The sequence below is a fragment of the Pseudoalteromonas sp. SWXJZ94C genome, from assembly GCF_015864385.1.
Lineage (GTDB): Bacteria > Pseudomonadota > Gammaproteobacteria > Enterobacterales > Alteromonadaceae > Pseudoalteromonas.
On the sequence record NZ_JADYXF010000062.1, the window covers coordinates 1 to 18,366 of the forward strand.

Genomic DNA, 18,366 nt, shown 5'->3' on the forward strand with positions numbered 1-18,366 from the left:
CCATCGTTTAGTGCGCTTGCATCAATTGGATCTGTTACGTATTCGCCGTTAATTACGGTTGCTTGTACTTCAATTGGAGGATTAACGCCGTCGCTGATGGTTACAGTAACTGTTTGACCGTCTTCAACGTCGGTAACCGTACCACGTACAACAATTGCAGCGCTTTCGCCGTTACCATTAATAACACCGTCGTCGGTTTTATCAATGCTGGTGGTGATCGTTGTTGTATTATCAAGTTCAACTGTATCTTGTGCTGTTACCGGGTTGCCTGCTAAATCAGACGCCGTTGCAGTAGCGGTTAATGTGCCATCATTCAATGCGCTGGCATCAATTGGATCGGTTACATATTCACCGTTTTGAACTGTTGCTTGTACTTCAATTGGAGGGTTAACGCCGTCGTTAATAATCACCGTTACGGTTTGACCGTCTTCAACGTCGGTAACCGTACCACGTACAACAATTGCAGCGCTTTCGCCGTTACCGTTAATAATACCGTCGTCAGTTTTATCAATGCTAGTTGTAATAGCTGCGGTACTGTCTTGCGAAAATGAATCTACGGCTTGGATAGCGTTTCCTGCGGTATCAGCTACGTTTGCCGTTGCTGTTATTTCACCATCTGCTAATGATGAAATATCTATTCCTGTTAATTCATATTGTCCGTTTTCAACAATAGCAGTAACTTGAACTTCATTACCTTCGCTATCAGAAAGTATAATAGTAACTTCTTGACCATCTTCAATACCGTCCACGGTGCCGCTTAAAGAGAGATCTGTATTCTCAGAATTTCCATTTACAACGCCATCATTTGTTTTATCAATATTTAGTGTAAGCGTATTTTGAGTGTCTTTTACGAGCGCTACATTTTTTGTTACTTCGTTGCCTGCTGCGTCAAAAATACTTACTTGTGCTGATATTTCGCCATCAATAAGTGATTCTATATCACCACTTATTTGCCAATTTCCGTTCTCGTCAACTTCAGTATTTACAATAACTTGCTGACCATTGCTATCAATAAAGGTAACCGTTACTTGTTGACCTGGCTCAACATCAGCAACAGTTCCGCTTAAAGCTACGTTACTTTGTTCTGCGCTATTTATAACGCCATCAGTATCTTCTACTGTAAAAGTGGTATCAATTAAATTGTCATGTTGGACTTCATCTAATGAAGTTGCAGAATTTCCGGCTAAATCTTGTGCGGTTGCGGTAGCTGTAATCGTTCCATCGTTAAATGTTGAAAGATCTATACCTGTAATTTCGTATAAACCATTAACAATAATTGCTGTTAGTGTTAGCGGAGCATTTATGCCGTCACTTACAACAACGGTAACAACTTGACCATCTTCAATACCTTCAACTGACCCTCTAATGGTAACGTTTGTGTCTTCTGCATTACCGTTTAATACACCGTCGCTGGTTTTATCTATTTCAACATTAATTGATGCGGTTTTGTCTTGCTCAACAGTATCTTGTGCTGTAGCGCTATTACCAAGTAGATCTTGGGCTGAAGCTGTAGCTGTAATAGTGCCATTATTCAAAATAGAAATATCAGCTTCGAATTGATACATACCATTTTCAACAATTGCATTAACGGTAATTTCATTGCCGTCAGCATCTTGCAATATCACTACAACCGTTTGACCGTCTTCTATACCTACAACCGTACCCGACACCAACACTATATTTTCGGCAGAGTTGATTACGCCATCGTCAGTTTCGCTTATTTCAACGCTAATAACCGCTGTTGTATCTTTTGTAAATGATTTTTGAGTTTGCGTGTCGTTACCGGCTATATCAATAGTACTCACTTGTACCGAATAATCGCCATCAGCTAAATCTGCAAATGGCTGAGAACCAATACTCCACTGCCCATCGATAATGGTGGTTTCGTATGTAGCAACAACAGCACCTGATGCGTCTAATATTGTTACAGTAACTATTTGTCCGTCTTGGACATCTTCAACTTCACCTTCAATTTCGGTAGCTGAATTTGTATTTAGACCATCTTCAAAATCAATGAAAATATTAGCTTCGGTGTCTTTTATTTTTGTTTCACTTGCTGCATCTTCTTCATTGCCGCCAACTAACGAAACGGTTGCAGTTATTTGACCATCATCCAATGTAGTAATATCAACATTACTTACTAACCACATACCATTTTGAACTACTGCGGTAACAATAATTTCATTGCCACTTTGATCACTTAGAATTATTTGTACAATTTCACCGTCGGCAACATTTTCTACAGTGCCAGAAAACTCTAACGCAACAGCTTCGTATTTATTAATAAATATATTATCGCCACCAAAGCGATCAACGGTAAATATGGGATCAGGAATAAATTCAATAAAGTCTTCGTCTTGCCCTTCACTTAATACATCGGGGGTTGTTTCATAACCAGAGTCAGGGATCAGCTTCTGTGCATGACGCGATATTAATTTAAATGCGACTTCGGCTTGGCTTCCGTCAATTTGGCTAATTTTTATATTGTTATTATTTTGGCTGAGTGGACTATCTGAAGGATTTTGACTTAAATCGGTTACGAGTTGTGCAATAATATCTTGCGGTACCGTATACTCTTTATTGCCTTCAGGGAATACAAGTTCATTACCTTCAAGTTCAATATCGTTACTATTTAATACTGGTAAGTCTCTTAATTGCTCAGGTACTGAGTCTACTTCGACCCAATCTCCATTTTCCATTACAACCCAGATATTATTAAGTAGTTCAACAATCGCAACAGCTTGATTTAAAATTTCCAAAGTAGATCCTAAACAATTGATAACGTTATTATTAAATTAACAATAACTTATTTATTATGATTTTACACAAAAGCAGTATTAAAACCAAAATATTTTACAAAAAAGTAACATTGATTTTTATATTGATTTAGCTAAATTTAAACTAATATAAATGCTTTTATACTATAAATAACATAAAAATCAATACTAAAATTGTTACTAACAAATAAACACTCTTAAACTTATTTTTTAAAAAATATATTCACAAAAACAAATGGTTAATAACTAGACTAAAAAATGTTAACATATTAACTATAATTTATAGGTTGTTTTATGTTCTCAAAATGCAGCCCCTTTCACGCAAATAGTAGTTATTAATTTATGCAAAACGCGCGTTATATTCCATTCAGAAAACACGATATTGTAGCCATGTGTAGCGAAGAGCTTAAAAGCAGTACACAACAAGCATCGTTTAAACAATTTTGCGACTTACTGGCTAGCCTTATTCATTACGATTACCACTCAATACTTGAGTCACTTAAAAACAACTATGCGCCATTTGATCCTAATAGCGATACACGCTCTTTAGCGCCTGTATCTGTTGAGCAAAAAGCACAATGCCAACATGAATTTGCTAAAGATTTTGCTAAAGTATTAAACGCAGCTAATTTTGAAGTGATCACCAATGAAGACTTACAAGACGCATTAAACGAAGAGTCACTATTTAAAGTGCGCCTTGAAGTTGAGTTTGACGACTTTGAAGAAGTGGTTTTTTATCGCCGTGGCGAGTCGCAACTCACTGAAACCATTACCAGCTTTTGGGGCTTGCGTAAAAAGCCGCTGCACTTTACTAATTACGACCGTGTTGCCGTGTTTATTCGCTTTAAAGATAGCGCTTATTTTGAAGCTAAAAATAAAACGCCAATGGGATTTGAGCCAAGTTCAACCATAGTAAAGCTGTTTCAAAATGTACCAAAGGCCGATCTCGAAATGCTATTTCCTAATAGTGAAGTACGCATGCGCCCTATTGATAAAGCAATTATTGGCTCATCTGCTTTAGTTGGCGGTGCAGTGGTACTTATAACTAAACTTGGCGCATCAATCGTATTATTGCTTGCTCTGTTTGCTTTTTGGGGTGGTTTTAGAAGTGAAGCTGTGGAAATGACCCAACAACATTTTATTACCTTTGCTATTGGCATGGGGGTTTTTGGCAGCTTTATTTTTAAAGAATGGAGTAAGTTTAAAAACCGTAAAATAAAATTTATGAAAGCCCTAAGCGATAACCTCTACTTTAAAAACCTCGATAATAACGCGGGTGTTTTTCATACGCTTATTGACGCCGCCGAAGAAGAAGACATAAAAGAAGCCCTGCTTGCGTATACCTTTTTACTAAAATCAGAAAGCGGCTTAACCGCACAAACGCTTGATGAACAAATAGAGCATTGGTTTAAAAATAAATACCAGTGCGATCTTGATTTTGAAATTAGCGACGCACTTGAAAAGCTGGTACGTATGCGTTTGGTAACGTGTAGTAACGAAATAGAAGGTAGTGAAGTGTATAGCGCACTGAGTTTAGAACACGCAAAAACGATATTAGATGAGCGTTGGGATAATCTGTTTCAGTATAATTAACCTAAACTCTGATTAATTAGTTTATAAAAAGCAGCTGTAAGTACAGCTGCTTTTTTGATTACATTATTAATAGCTAATATTTAAGCTAATTCAGCTTCTGCTTTTTTAGTAAATTTAGAATGCACTAATTTATAAAGTGCAGGCAATATTAATAGTGTCAGTAGAGTTGATGAAATAATCCCGCCAACCACTACGGTGGCGAGAGGTTTTTGCATTTCAGAACCCGTTCCCGAATTAAGCGCCATAGGTATAAAGCCTAAACTTGCCACCAGCGCCGTCATCAGTACTGGGCGCAAGCGCTGTAATGCACCGCTGTGAATTGCATCAAACAAGCTTAAACCATCGCTTCGTAACTGCTTAATAAACGACAGCATAACCACGCCGTTTAATACCGCTACACCACTTAGGGCAATAAAGCCGACACCCGCTGAGATTGACAGCGGCATATCGCGCAGCAATAAAGCAAGTACACCACCCGTTAATGCCAGTGGCACACCACTAAATATAATCAATGAATCACGAAGCGATCCAAAGGCGCTATACAGTAAGCCAAATATAAGCAGTAAAGTGACCGGCACAACCAACGACAATCGCTTACTTGCCGATTGTAGCTGCTCAAACGTGCCGCCGTATTCAAGCCAATAGCCACTTGGTAAGTTAAGTGATTCATTCATGCTTGCTTGCGCATCACTTACGAAGCTTGCTAAATCGCGCCCTTCCACATTGGCAGTTACCACTACGTTACGCTTACCGCTTTCGCGGTTTATTTGATTAGGCCCTTTTTCAATGCTAATTGTTGCCACTTCGCCAAGCGGTACAAACGCAAGTTCTGGGTTACTATCTTTAGGTAAAGCAACTGGCAAACGAGCAAGTGCTGATACATCGCTAGACCAACGTTTATCAAGGCGCACAAATAACGAAAAGCGTTTATCGCCCTCGTAAATTAGCCCGGTTTGCACGCCGCCAACAGCGGCGGCAAGTGTTTGTTGAATATCGTTTACGCTTAAACCCAGTAACGCCATGTGGTCGCGCATTGGTGTTACCGAAAGTGTTGGCAATCCTTCCATTTGCTCCAAACGTACATCGGTAGCGCCTGCAATATTACGCATTAGCCCTGTGGCTTTTTCGCCAAACTCTTTAAGTACGCTTAAGTCGTCACCATAAATACGCAGTGCCACATCAGCGCGCACGCCAGCAATTAACTCGTTAAAGCGCATTTCTATTGGTTGTGTAAATTCGTAATTATTACCCGGTACATCGTTAACACGGGTACGAATTTGTTGAACCAACTCTGCCTTAGTAAGTGCTGGATTAGGCCACTTTTCTTGCGGTTTGAGTATTAAAAAAGTATCGGCAACATTGGGCGGCATAGGATCGCTTGCTACATCGGCAGTACCAATTTTTGAAAATACGTTAGCAACCTCAGGCTGATCTAATATGGCTTGTTCAAGTTCTTTTTGCATTTGCACAGATTGCTCAATACCAGTGCCAGTAATGCGCAGCGCGTGCATAGCAATATCACCCTCATCAAGTTTCGGTAAAAATTCTGCGCCCATGTTTTTAACTTTAAAACCAAGCACTAATACTAATGCAGTGGCAATACCCACCATCAGCCACGGTAATTTAAGCGATATACCAAGTAATGGCTTATACACTTTTTTAACGCCGCGCATGACTGCGTTTTCGGTTTCATCAACCTTACCGCGAACAAACACTGCAATAGCAGCCGGTACAAAGGTAACGCCAAATATAAGCGCGCCAATTAACGCCGCAACTACAGTAAATGCCATTGGCTGAAACATTTTGCCTTCAACGCCGCTTAGTGCAAATAAAGGTAAGTAAACCAGCATAATAATAACAATGCCAAATACAGCCGGTGTAAATACTTCTTTGGTGGCTGCGGTCACTACATTTAAACGCTCGTTTAAGGTAAGTAGCCTGCCATGTTTATGCTGAGCTACACCGAGTTGGCGCAGGCAGTTTTCAACAACAATTACAGCGCCATCAACAATTAAACCAAAGTCGATTGCGCCTAAACTCATTAGGTTACCCGATACGCGATTACCCACCATACCTGTAACGGCAAACAACATACTCAACGGAATAACCATTGCCGTAATAAGCGCGCCCGTTACATTGCCCAGCAGTAATAGCAAAATCACTATCACTAAAACGGCACCTTCAAATAAGTTGGTTTGCACGGTTGCTATGGTTTTATCAACAAGAGTAGTACGGTCGTAAACCGCTTCAACAATAACGCCAGCGGGTAAGCTTTTTTGCACATCAACTAACTTATCAGCCATAGCTTTTGCCACTACGCGGCTGTTTTCACCAATTAGCATCATCGCGGTACCGAGCACAGTTTCCTCACCATTATAAGTGGCTGCGCCGGTTCTAAGCTCTTTGCCTAAATGCACATTTGCTACATCTTTAATGCGTACCGGTGCATCATCGCGCTTAGCTATAACGGTATTGGCTATGTCATCAATGCTTTTTAATTGCCCTGGCGAGCGTACTAAATATTGCCCATCAAAACGCTCAATATAGCCTGCGCCTCGGTTACTGTTGTTTACCTCAAGTGCACTAATTACATCGCTAATAGTAAGCTTATAGGCAATGAGTTTTTCGGGCACTGGCGCTACTTGGTATTGGCGCTCAAAACCACCTTGGCTGTTTATTTCGGTTACGCCTTTTACTTTTAAAAGCTGCGGACGAATAACCCAATCTTGCAAAGTACGTAAGTCTTCGGCGTTGTAGGCAGTGCCATCTTCTTTTAACGCATTAGGCGCGGCGTGCACACTATAAGTAAATATTTCGCCTAAACCACTGGCAATAGGACCCAGGTTTGGCTCTACGTTATTAGGTAAGTCGGAGCGAATACTTTGAATACGCTCACCAATTTGCTGACGCGCCCAATAAATATCGGTGCCTTCATCAAAAATAACCGTTACTTGCGAAAGCCCATAACGCGAAAGCGAACGGGTGTAATCAAGCTTAGGTATGCCCGCCATGGCGGTTTCTACTAAGTAGGTAATGCGTTGCTCTACCTCTAATGGCGTAAAGCCCTGCGCTTTGGTATTAATTTGCACTTGTACGTTGGTTATATCGGGTACTGCGTCTACCGCTAAATTTTGAATGTTGTATACACCAAATCCAGCAAATAAAAATGTAAGCGCAAGCACCAGCATGCGGCGTTTAACCGCAAAAGAAACTATCCAATTAATCATGGTGCCTCCTAGTGAGCGTGGCTTGCGCCGCTTTTTAAAATATCGGCTTTAATGACATAACTATTGTCTGTTACGTATTCGCTACCCGCGTTTAAGCCTGCAAGTACTTCTACCCACTCGCTATTTTTTGCACCTAAGGTAACGGGGCGCACTTCAAATACATTATTTTTACGAATAAACACACTGGATTGACCGTTAAATTCTTGAATTGCTTGTGGCTTTACACGTACGCTGGCATTTATTTTAGCCACACTTACATCGCTATTTATATGCATGCCTGGGCGCCAATGCCCGTCTGGATTATTAAGCTCTATACGGGCACGCGCTATGTGCCCGCCTGTCATCATTGGGGCTATAAAAAACACTTTGCCTTGCGTATTTAAATGGTGATGTAGGTCGTACACCTTAGCGCTTTGACCAATGGCTAGCTTTTCAATGTTTTCAGGAAAAGCCGATAACTCAACCCATACTTTATCAAGGTTAACTACCTGCATTAGTGCACTGGTGCTTGCAAGCTCGCCACGCTTTAAGTATTGCTCGGTTACAACACCGCTAATTGGACTTTTAATGGGGTAATTTTGCAGTGTTTCACGGTTGGTTACGCTGGCAAGTACTTCGCCTTTTTTAACGTTTTGACCAATGCTTACAAAAATATCACTGATCAATCCTGTATACGGCGCCATTACTTCTACCGTGCCGTGCTGCGTTGGGGCAATAACGCCAAAAAGCGTATCGGTAATATCCACTTCACCACTTTGCGCTATCTCAGTTTTAATACCTGCGCGCTCAATAGCTCGCTCTGTTAGCGTGGTACGGCCTTCGTGTTGGTCGTATTCATAGCTAATACTCTCGCCTTTATAATTAGCAGTAACGGCAAGTGCAAACGAATGCGGTTCGTTAATTGATTGCGTGCTCACAAGGTAGTCGCCCTCAGCTGCAAACTGTATATTTTGCGGGGCTTCAACTAAGCGCTTTAAACTCATTGTTATGTTTAATTCATTTATATTAATCGGCTTATTTTGCTTATAGCCGTATACGCGCAGCTCAACATTACCTGCAAATTCTTGTAATTTAAGCTCAAGGGTTAATTTAGGATCCGTTAATAAAAAGCCACCGTGTGGACCTTGCTTTTGCTCGTGTTGTTCTGTTTCTTTATGACCTGACTCGCCATGCTCAGCAGAGGCAAATACATCTGTGCTTACAAAGCTGCTGGCAAACGAAAGTGATACTAGTAATGCGATTATATTTTTATTCATGATTGATGGGTCTCAATTAAAGATTGGCCTGTTAAACGCTCAAGAGTAAGTAGCACTTGGTACAGCTCTGCGTGAGTGGTAATAAGTGTGCGTTTAGAATCAAAAAGTGCTTGTTGAGCATCAAGCAATTGCAACACCGAAATTTGTCCGCGTTGATAACTTTTTAGGCTTTGCTCAATCAATGTTTGTGCCTGAGGAATAATTTGATCAGATAATAGCTTTGCCTGATTAGCTCTACCTTGATAATAAGCGTACAAAGTACGTACTTGCTGGCGTAGCTGGATGCGCAATTGCCCTTGCTGCTCATTTAAAAGCATGAGCTGACTATTTGCAGCTGCAATATTGCCGCTATTAGAATTGCTTAATTGCAGTGGCATAGAAAACGAAAACACTAACGAGCTGGAGTCATTTTGCTGGTTATAGCGCACGCCTCCCCCTACGTTAATATCGGTTTGTCCGTTTGCTTTTTGTAGTGTTAAATTAGCTGTTTGCTGTAAATATTGCTGTTGTAATAATGCAAATTCAGGGGCTTGGTTAACCGCATCTAAAAGTGCTTGCGCTGATTTAAGCGCAGTAATTGCATTAATATTGCCAGCAAAAGTATCGTAGGGTTGCTCCTCACTCCACAGCTCGTTAAGCGATAAACTGGCTCGCTCAAATTCACTGTTAAGCATAGCTTTATCAAGCTCTACTTGGCTAAGTGCATAACGCATGCGCGTTACATCAGCTTGCGATGCTGCCCCTGCATTGGCTCTTTGCTCAATCGCTTTAAGTGCTTGGGTTACTACCTGTTTACGCTCGTTGTTTAAACTTAATAAGGTTTGAAATTTAAGCCCTTGGTAGTATCGCTCAGCAGTGGTTGCTAATAAGGCTAAACGGGTATTTTGATACTGTATTGCTTGGGCTTTTATATTGGCGGTTGCGTAATTAATACGACTTTGGCGCTTATCGCCCAGCTCTATTAATTGGCTAAGCCCGAGTGTTATTTCAGCGCCTTGAATGCCACGCGCCTTGTTAGTGCCAAGTAAGTTTTCGGCTTCAACATTCAATACAGGGTTAGGCGAAAGTGCAGCTTGGGTTTTAAGCGCACTCAATATTTTTTGATGATAAGGGTAGCGTTTTAATACCAGATTTTGTTGTTCGGTATTACTCAGCGCTTGTTTAAGGGTTAATGTTTTAACATTCGCCAAAGTACTAAAAGCAGGTAACGCGCACATTAGTGCCACCAGCATAATTGGTTTTTTATTCATATAGCGTGTCCGTTTTTTAACAAACAGAGTTAACTTGAGCACGATATTGGCATTTAAAAATCAAAACCAAACGTGCATCAAGTAACCTAAATATGCATATAACAGAGCCTAAACAACGCATAAGCGCAGGCTGTAATATACAAAGTATTTAAAATTAAATTAAAAACTAACTAAGTGAATTGGGTGGCGGTACATCTGGCGGGTAATTTAACCCGTTATAGCACGCAGGCGAAGTTGCTTTACTTTGCTCTGGGCTTATTGAATGGCTAGAGGTGCTGTTGTAGCCACAATGGCAATGTTGGTGGGCATGAATTTCGGTAGTCGATGTTTTATCGCTTTGGTTATCATCGGCTGTGGAGTCGCCTTGCGATAACGAACTGTTTACGTGATCAACGTCTTCTTGCAAATGATACGCAGCGCCATCACAGCTAATAAAGCTGTGCACAAGCACTAATAATATCACTATTAAAAAACGGTTTGAACGCATTACCTACCTAAAACTCTAAAATGCAATTTAAGAAATCACACAATACCTTAAATTTATTCAAATGTAGAGAGCCGTTAACGTTATTTTCTAAATTCGCTTGGCGACACACCTACCGACTTCTTAAAACGTTTGGAAAAATTAAAAATATTAGAGTACCCCACATAACTTGCCACATGCGAAATTGGCCAAGCCGTGTTTAACAATAAGTTTTTAGCCCGTTCAATGCGTAAATAAATAAGTTGTTGTATAGGGCTTTTACCAAATTGGGCTTGGCATAAACGATGTAAATGCGGCGATGAGTAATGTACATGTTCGCACATTGCCTCTATTGTCCAATCAAACTGTAAGCGCTTATCTACCTCTTCAAACAAACTAATTAAACGGTTATGCGCCGCACCTTGTGAGTTATTTTGCAGCGTAGCATTTAAGTAATGACTTAAAATAGGCGTTACGCTTTCGCGTAAATTAGCATTGGGCTCGCTATATAAAAGCTCCATAGCAAGGTGTAACGGTTCAAGTTTTTGCTCGGTTAATACCAATGCTTGCGCTAAGTTTAAATGCTGCCAACGTTTAGTATTTGCAAGGTTTAACCAAATAACATCCCAATGTTCAGCATCAATTTTCACTTCAAAGCTTTGCTTTGCTGGTAGCACAATAAGTGTATTGGCATTAAGTGTGTACTGCTCATTTTGTGTTGTTAATTTACCCTGCCCTGCAAGTGTATAAAAAAGTGTATGTTCTAGCGGTGCTGAGCGTGCTACGCAATAACGACCCGATAGGTTTGAGCAACCCGCAAGTGCTATTTCAAGGTTTGGCATTTGTGCGAGCGTTTGTGAATCAATAAAGCGTTCTATACAGCGCGGACCAATATCGAGTATGTCTTTAATGTTATAGCGCATAATTAGAATGATAGTTTTGGATAAATAAAGGAGAGCTTTAAGCATAACCCCTGCGATTATTTTTAGCTATATTTAGCACATTATAATTGCCCGCTTATGCAATAGGATAAACATGACCTCTTTACAGCACATAATTAATCGCCGCGATTGGGAAAACCCAATTTCAGTACAAGTTAATCAAGTAAAAGCGCACAGCCCACTCAATGGTTTTAAAAGCGTTGAACATGCCCGTACTAACACACAATCGCAAAAACAAAGTTTAAACGGTCAGTGGGACTTTAAATTATTTGATAAACCCGAAGCGGTTGATGAATCGTTGCTAAGTGAAACACTAAACAGCGACTGGCAAAATATTACAGTGCCTTCTAACTGGCAATTACACGGCTTTGATAAACCTATTTATTGTAATGTTAAATATCCGTTTGCAGTTAACCCGCCTTTTGTACCAAGCGATAACCCTACTGGCTGTTACCGTACTGAATTTAATATAAGCGAAAGTCAGCTAACTCAACGTAATCATATTATTTTTGAAGGCGTTAACTCGGCGTTTCACCTGTGGTGTAACGGACAATGGGTGGGTTATTCACAAGATAGCCGCTTACCAAGCGAGTTTGATTTAAGCGAACTGTTAGTTGCTGGCACTAACCGTATTGCCGTTATGGTTATTCGTTGGAGCGATGGCAGTTATTTAGAAGATCAGGACATGTGGTGGCTAAGCGGTATTTTTCGCGATGTTAACTTACTTACAAAACCACAAAACCAAATACGTGATGTGTTTATAACCCCCGATTTTGACGCTTGCTATCGCGATGCAACGCTACATATAAAAACGGCGATTAATGCGCCAAATAACTACCAAGTAGCAGTGCAAGTTTTTGATGATAAAACACCACTATGTGAGTCTCAAATTCAAAGCACTAACAATAAACGTGTTGATGAAAAAGGTGGCTGGAGCGATGTAGTATTTCAAGCAATTGATATACAAAGCCCTAAAAAATGGACCGCCGAAACCCCTCACTTATACCGCTGCGTTGTGAGCCTGCTTGATGATCAAGGCAATACCGTAGATGTTGAAGCCTACAACATTGGCTTTAGAAAAGTAGAAATGCTTAACGGGCAACTGTGTGTAAATGGCAAACCGTTACTTATTCGCGGTGTTAACCGCCACGAACACCACCCAGAAAACGGTCATGCAGTTACTACCACCGATATGATTGAAGATATTAAGCTGATGAAGCAAAATAACTTTAACGCCGTGCGTACTGCTCACTACCCCAATCATCCCCGTTTTTACGAGCTATGTGACCAGCTAGGTTTATACGTAGTTGATGAAGCAAATATAGAAACCCATGGCATGTTTCCTATGGGCAGGCTTGCAAGCGACCCGCAGTGGGCTGGTGCATTTATGTCGCGTTATACACAAATGGTTGAACGCGATAAAAACCACGCCTCAATTATTATTTGGTCATTGGGTAACGAATGCGGACACGGCGCAAATCATGATGCGATGTACGGCTGGTCAAAAAGCTTTGACCCCTCTCGCCCAGTGCAATACGAAGGCGGCGGTGCAAACACAACGGCTACCGACATTATTTGCCCAATGTACGCCCGTGTAAATACCGATATTAAAGACGATGCGGTACCTAAATACTCTATTAAAAAGTGGCTAAGCCTACCAGGTGAAACTCGCCCGCTTATTTTATGTGAATACGCCCATGCAATGGGTAACAGCCTAGGTAGCTTTGACGATTACTGGCAAGCATTTAGAGAATACCCACGCCTGCAAGGCGGCTTTATTTGGGATTGGGTAGACCAAGGTTTATCTAAAACAGACGAAAACGGCAAGCATTATTGGGCTTACGGCGGCGACTTTGGTGATGAACTAAATGACCGTCAATTTTGTATAAACGGGTTATTGTTCCCAGACCGTACACCGCACCCGAGCCTGTTTGAAGCTAAATACAGCCAGCAGCATTTACAATTTACGCTGCGCGAGCAAAATCAAAACCAATACAGCATTAATGTATTTAGCGATTACGTATTTAGGCACACCGATAACGAAAAGCTCGTTTGGCAGTTAATGCAAAATGGCATCTGTGTTGAGCAAGGCGAGCATGTACTTAATATTGCTCCGCAAAGTACACACACGTTAACGATTAAAACTAAAACAGCGTTTGAGCAAGGTGCGCAATATTACCTTAATTTAGATGTAGCACTAATTAACGACTCACACTTTGCAAACGCTCAACATATTATGGATACCGAGCAGTTTAAGCTAATGAACAGTAATAATTTAAACGATAAATCATTTACACCAACCTCTAAGCAAAGCGCTATAAGTGTTAATGAAACCGACTCCCACCTAAGTATTGAAAACGATAAGTTTAAACTTATTTTTAGCAAGCAATCAGGGCTTATAGAGCAGTGGTTACAAAACGATACTCAGGTTATTAGTAGCCCACTGGTTGATAACTTTTATCGTGCCCCACTTGATAACGACATTGGCGTAAGCGAAGTAGACAATCTAGACCCTAATGCATGGGAGGCACGTTGGTTGCGTGCAGGTATAGGGCAATGGCAGCGCACATGCAGCTCAATTCACGCAGTGCAATCAAGTGTTGATGTACGTATTACTTGTGTATTTAATTACGAGTTTAATGGCGTGCTACAAGCTCAAACACAGTGGTTATATACACTAAATAATACCGGTAATATTAGCCTAAATATTGACGTGAACTTAAACGATACTCTGCCGCCAATGCCGCGTATAGGGCTAAGTACAACGCTTAACAAGCAAAGCGATACAAAAGTAAACTGGCTGGGTTTAGGACCTTTTGAAAACTACCCAGATCGCAAAGCCGCAGCACGTTTAGGTTATTACAGTTTGAACTTAAATGAGCTACATACACCGTATATATTCCCAACTGATAATGGTCTGCGTAGCGATTGCCAATTACTGAGTATTAATAACTTAACCGTGACTGGCGCGTTTTTGTTTGCAGCCAGTGCTTATTCGCAAAGTATGCTAACGCAAGCGAAACACACTAACGAACTAATTGCTGATAATTGCATACATGTACACATTGATCATCAACATATGGGCGTAGGTGGTGATGATTCGTGGAGCCCAAGTACCCATAAAGAATATTTACTTGAGCAAAAGCAGTACAGTTATTCTTTAACTTTTTCAGCTAAATAATTTAGTAGTTAACCTACAAAAATAGCGGCCAAATTGGCCGCTATTTTTAATTAAAAACGCTATTTTTTAGCTAGTTTTTTAGCTAATACATTATCAAGCGAAAAGCTTCCCGCTCCCTGAATTGCTAAAACCACAGTCACAACTAGTAACGTTAATGCGTATTCATAGCCATTGTTTGCCATAAATAAGCCATTACTAATATGTACGCTAAAAATAGCAATCAGCATAGTAAAGCCAGCAACTACAGCTGCTGGGCGTGTTAATAAACCAATTGCCAATGCAATGCCGCCAAAAAATTCTGCGCTGCCAGCCATCATTGCTAACCAATAACCTGGCTCTAATCCCATACTTGCCATCCATTGGGCTGTACCTTCAAGCCCGTAACCGCCAAACCAAGCAAATAGTTTTTGTGCACCATGCGCCGCTAAAATAAGACCAACTGGCACTCGTAAAATTAATGCTGCTACGCCTGCTCTTGAGCTAAGTAATGTGTTTAGTAATTTCATGAGTTTAGTCCTGTTTTAATTTATTTAAGCGTTAGATTTGTTCTTAACCGTTGAGCACAGTTTACTATCATCATTCAAAAACATTAATACGGAATTTATTGGTTAATTAGCAACACAGTATTTATAATAAACCATAAAAAAACCGCCAACCTAAAGGTTGACGGTTTTTTATTAACGCTAAAACTTAGTATATTTAAGTAAGCGCTTAGCTTTGAAAATTAAGCAACTGCTTGCTCTAAAATTTCGCGGCTTTCTTTAAGCGTAATAGCTTGGTTTTCACCAAGTGCCAGCATGCCGTGTGCTTCAAGTTTATTAATAATATTGTCAATCGCCGCTGCTTTATCATCGCCATGTTCAGTAAGCTGGGTCGCTACGTCAAGGCTGTGGTAAAACGCTTCGATTGCTAAAATTGTTTTCTCAGCTAGGTCGTCAGATTGCTCAAGACCAAATACGTTTTTACCCATTTGCTCTAGTTTTGCTTTTTTAACTGCAAATTGGTTGCGTAGTAAAGAAGGCTGAACAATAGCAAGTGAACGAGCATGATCAACGCCGTAAGCGGCTGTAAGTTCATGACCAATCATGTGTGTTGCCCAATCTTGCGATACACCAGAACCAATTAAACCATTAAGTGCTTGGTTAGCTGCCCACATAAGATTTGCACGCCATGCATCGTCTTGATTTTCAAAGTTGTCGCCTAATGTTTTAAGCGTTCTTAAAAGTGCCTCTGCGTAACCTTCTTGAACCAATGCCGTTTCAGGGAATGTTAGGTACTGCTCACATGTATGAACCCATGCATCTACTAAACCATTTACAAGTTGACGCTGCGGTAATGTTTTCATTACATCAGGGTCCATAATCGCAAATTTAGGAAGTACTTCTGGTGATGCAAACGGTAGTTTTTGCTTCGTTGCTTCTTTGCTCACAACTGAGTTTTGGTTAGACTCTGAACCCGTTGCAGGCAATGTTAATATTGCACCAATTGGTAATGCGCTAGTAATAGTGTGCTTACCAGTAGGAATATCCCAACCTTCGCCATCATAAACCGCAGACGCTGCAATGTATTTGACGCCGTCGATTACTGAACCACCGCCTACGCCTAATACAAAGTCGATGTCTTGTTCTTTACAAATTTTTACTGCTTGGTCTAATACTTCAATTGTTGGGTTAGCGCCAACGCCCGAAAACTCTACCCAATCAAAACCTTCAAGTGCTGCAGCAACTTGGTCGTACACGCCGTTCTTTTTAATTGAACCGCCGCCGTACACTACAAGTACTTTTTGATCTTTTGCGATCAAATCAGATAGTGCCGCAATTTGTTGCTGACCGAATTGGATAAGAGTTGGATTTACGTAGCTAAATTTCATTATTTTGCTCCTAGGTGACGGTTAATTGCTGAGTACTTTACTTAGTTACCTAATCAAAGTATCTAATAAAGTATCGATGTGTGCATATTAGTGGCAAAACAAACATAAAAAAAGCCCAATAACTCGCAAAAGCTTGCCTAAAACTATCAACATTGTTATTTTACGCAAAATACACTCAATTAAAGATGCCTTTTATGCCCACCATAGCCAATATGTTGCAACAATACGCCGAGCATAATCAATTACTCAGCTTTGAAGGCACCATGGAAACTATTATTCCAGGCGTGTATTTTCATCGAGCAACTAAAAGTTCATCTCGTCAGCCGCTTATATATAACTCAGGTATTATTATTGTTGGGCAAGGTCATAAAATAATTCACTTTCCTGAACATCAAATAAAATACGGCGCAGGCGACTACTTAGTCCTTGGCGTACCGGTGCCATTAGAGTGTGAAGCATTTACCGATAACGATTTACCCGTTATGGGAATTGCCATAGATATAAACCCTGCAATGCTACACAAACTCGTTAATCAAATAATGCAGCATAAGCCTCTTTCAGTGTCATCGTCGTCAACACAAATTGGTGCAGTGCAGTCCGCAACTCTAGATACAGCAATGGAGCTCGTTACTCATCGGTTATTAACTGTGTTAAATAACCCACTTGAGGCAGAGATATTTGGCGAAGATATAGTAAAAGAATTGGTATATCGCGTACTTTGCGGCCCTCAAGGCAACACCTTAATAGGTCTTGCGATGCATGATGGACATTATGCTCGCATAGCACGTACGCTATCTACTATGCACAGTAGTTATGCCAACCAAATAACTGTTGAAGGTTTAGCGGAAGATGTAAACATGAGTGTATCGTCGTTTCATCGTGCCTTTAAGCAAGTTACTTTTGAGTCGCCATTGCAGTACTTAAAAAAAGTACGCTTAGCTAAAGCAAAAGAACTCATTACTGCCAGCGGCAGTAAAGCCAACGAAGCAGCATTAAAAGTAGGTTATACCAGCCCATCGCAGTTTAGCCGCGAATTTAAACGCCACTTTAATAAAACACCTAGCGAAGTATTAACTCAGCTGCATAGCTAGCCCACAAAAAAGCCACTATAAAAGTGGCTTTAAATAGCACGGGTGCAAACTATACTTTTTTAAATAAAACGTCTGGGTTAACCATTGTTTTCATTTCAAGCACATTGCCATTTGGATCTTCAATAAAAAATGTTTCTTGTTCAAACTCATTACCAATAAAACGACGGTAAGGCTTATCAAGATATTCTATTCCCGCGCTTTCAATTCGTACTTTTAAATCGTTAAAGTCGGTTTCTGATAAATGAATACCAAAATGTGGCACAGATACAGCACCCATATCTACGTCGTGGCGTACTGTAGGTAGGCGCTCAACACTTTGATGCAATGTTAATTCGTTACCCCAAAAGTCAATATCAACCCAACGACCTTCTTCACTGTTACCCGTTTTACAACCAAGCACGTCACAATAAAACGCTTTAGTCACTTTTAAATCGCCGGCCGGAATAGCCAGATGCAAACAGTTCGACATAAATTACCCTTGGTTAACTCATTTAATATACTAAATTACGCTCATTATACATAAATTGTAATTTATAGAACATTAACAGCATTATAAATAAGCATATTTAATACCTAAATAATGTTTAAAAACTAGGGCGTGTTGATCTTTGCGGTATAAAAAACAAACAGCATGAGGATAAGGTATAATTGAATTCGCTAAAAAACGTTACACCGAACCCTCATGCCAAGATTAATGTTAACAGACGCGACATGGAA

12 protein-coding genes are annotated in these 18,366 nt (G+C 40.4%); 3 read left to right on the forward strand and 9 right to left on the reverse strand.

From position 1 onward, the window contains the following. On the reverse strand, positions 1-2,759 hold a 2,759-nt coding region (locus I6F65_RS19290), incomplete at its 3' end, for an Ig-like domain-containing protein (protein WP_231613245.1). Positions 2,760-3,119: 360 nt separating this feature from the next. Here I6F65_RS19290 and I6F65_RS19295 point away from each other — a divergent pair. Beyond that, positions 3,120-4,370, forward strand: coding sequence for a TMEM143 family protein (locus I6F65_RS19295; RefSeq protein ID WP_166114889.1), 1,251 nt, complete (start codon positions 3,120-3,122; stop codon positions 4,368-4,370). Positions 4,371-4,450: 80 nt separating this feature from the next. Here I6F65_RS19295 and I6F65_RS19300 read toward each other — a convergent pair whose 3' ends face one another. The 5 genes from I6F65_RS19300 to I6F65_RS19320 all read right to left on the reverse strand — a co-directional run bounded on the left by I6F65_RS19300 (position 4,451) and on the right by I6F65_RS19320 (position 11,489). After that, on the reverse strand, positions 4,451-7,597 hold the full coding sequence (locus I6F65_RS19300; RefSeq protein ID WP_197114447.1) for an efflux RND transporter permease subunit: 3,147 nt from the start codon (positions 7,595-7,597) through the stop codon (positions 4,451-4,453). Between the two features lie 8 nt (positions 7,598-7,605). Beyond that, a complete protein-coding gene (locus tag I6F65_RS19305; RefSeq protein WP_197114449.1) occupies positions 7,606-8,853 on the reverse strand; it encodes an efflux RND transporter periplasmic adaptor subunit in 1,248 nt (415 codons plus the stop codon). After that, positions 8,850-10,103 (reverse strand): TolC family protein, encoded by a 1,254-nt coding sequence (locus I6F65_RS19310; RefSeq protein WP_197114452.1) that lies wholly within the window; start codon positions 10,101-10,103, stop codon positions 8,850-8,852. Before I6F65_RS19310 ends, I6F65_RS19305 begins: the two co-directional genes overlap by 4 nt. Before the next feature lie 166 nt (positions 10,104-10,269). Beyond that, complete coding sequence (locus I6F65_RS19315; protein WP_197114454.1) at positions 10,270-10,590, reverse strand: hypothetical protein; 321 nt, start codon at positions 10,588-10,590, stop codon at positions 10,270-10,272. Between the two features lie 80 nt (positions 10,591-10,670). Then, on the reverse strand, positions 10,671-11,489 hold the full coding sequence (locus I6F65_RS19320) for a helix-turn-helix domain-containing protein (protein ID WP_007587199.1): 819 nt from the start codon (positions 11,487-11,489) through the stop codon (positions 10,671-10,673). 112 nt (positions 11,490-11,601) lie between these two features. Here I6F65_RS19320 and I6F65_RS19325 point away from each other — a divergent pair, with 112 nt between their 5' ends. Beyond that, positions 11,602-14,688, forward strand: a complete 3,087-nt coding sequence (locus tag I6F65_RS19325; RefSeq protein WP_197114456.1) for a beta-galactosidase — start codon at positions 11,602-11,604, stop codon at positions 14,686-14,688. A 59-nt stretch (positions 14,689-14,747) separates the two neighbouring features. On the opposite strand, the gene I6F65_RS19330 is transcribed toward I6F65_RS19325, so the two are convergent. After that, on the reverse strand, positions 14,748-15,194 hold the full coding sequence (locus I6F65_RS19330; protein ID WP_197114458.1) for a DoxX family protein: 447 nt from the start codon (positions 15,192-15,194) through the stop codon (positions 14,748-14,750). Between the two features lie 218 nt (positions 15,195-15,412). Next, positions 15,413-16,558 carry an iron-containing alcohol dehydrogenase gene (locus I6F65_RS19335; RefSeq protein ID WP_024609748.1) on the reverse strand — a complete coding sequence of 382 codons (1,146 nt, stop codon included), beginning with the start codon at positions 16,556-16,558 and terminating at the stop codon, positions 15,413-15,415. 194 nt (positions 16,559-16,752) lie between these two features. On the opposite strand from I6F65_RS19335, the gene I6F65_RS19340 reads away from it, so the two are divergent. After that, positions 16,753-17,649, forward strand: coding sequence for an AraC family transcriptional regulator (locus I6F65_RS19340; RefSeq protein WP_166114917.1), 897 nt, complete (start codon positions 16,753-16,755; stop codon positions 17,647-17,649). 49 nt (positions 17,650-17,698) lie between these two features. On the opposite strand, the gene I6F65_RS19345 is transcribed toward I6F65_RS19340, so the two are convergent. After that, the gene (locus I6F65_RS19345; protein WP_024611951.1) at positions 17,699-18,118 is read right to left on the reverse strand and encodes a VOC family protein; all 420 of its coding nucleotides are present in this window, start codon (positions 18,116-18,118) and stop codon (positions 17,699-17,701) included. Between the last annotated feature and the right edge of the window lie 248 nt (positions 18,119-18,366).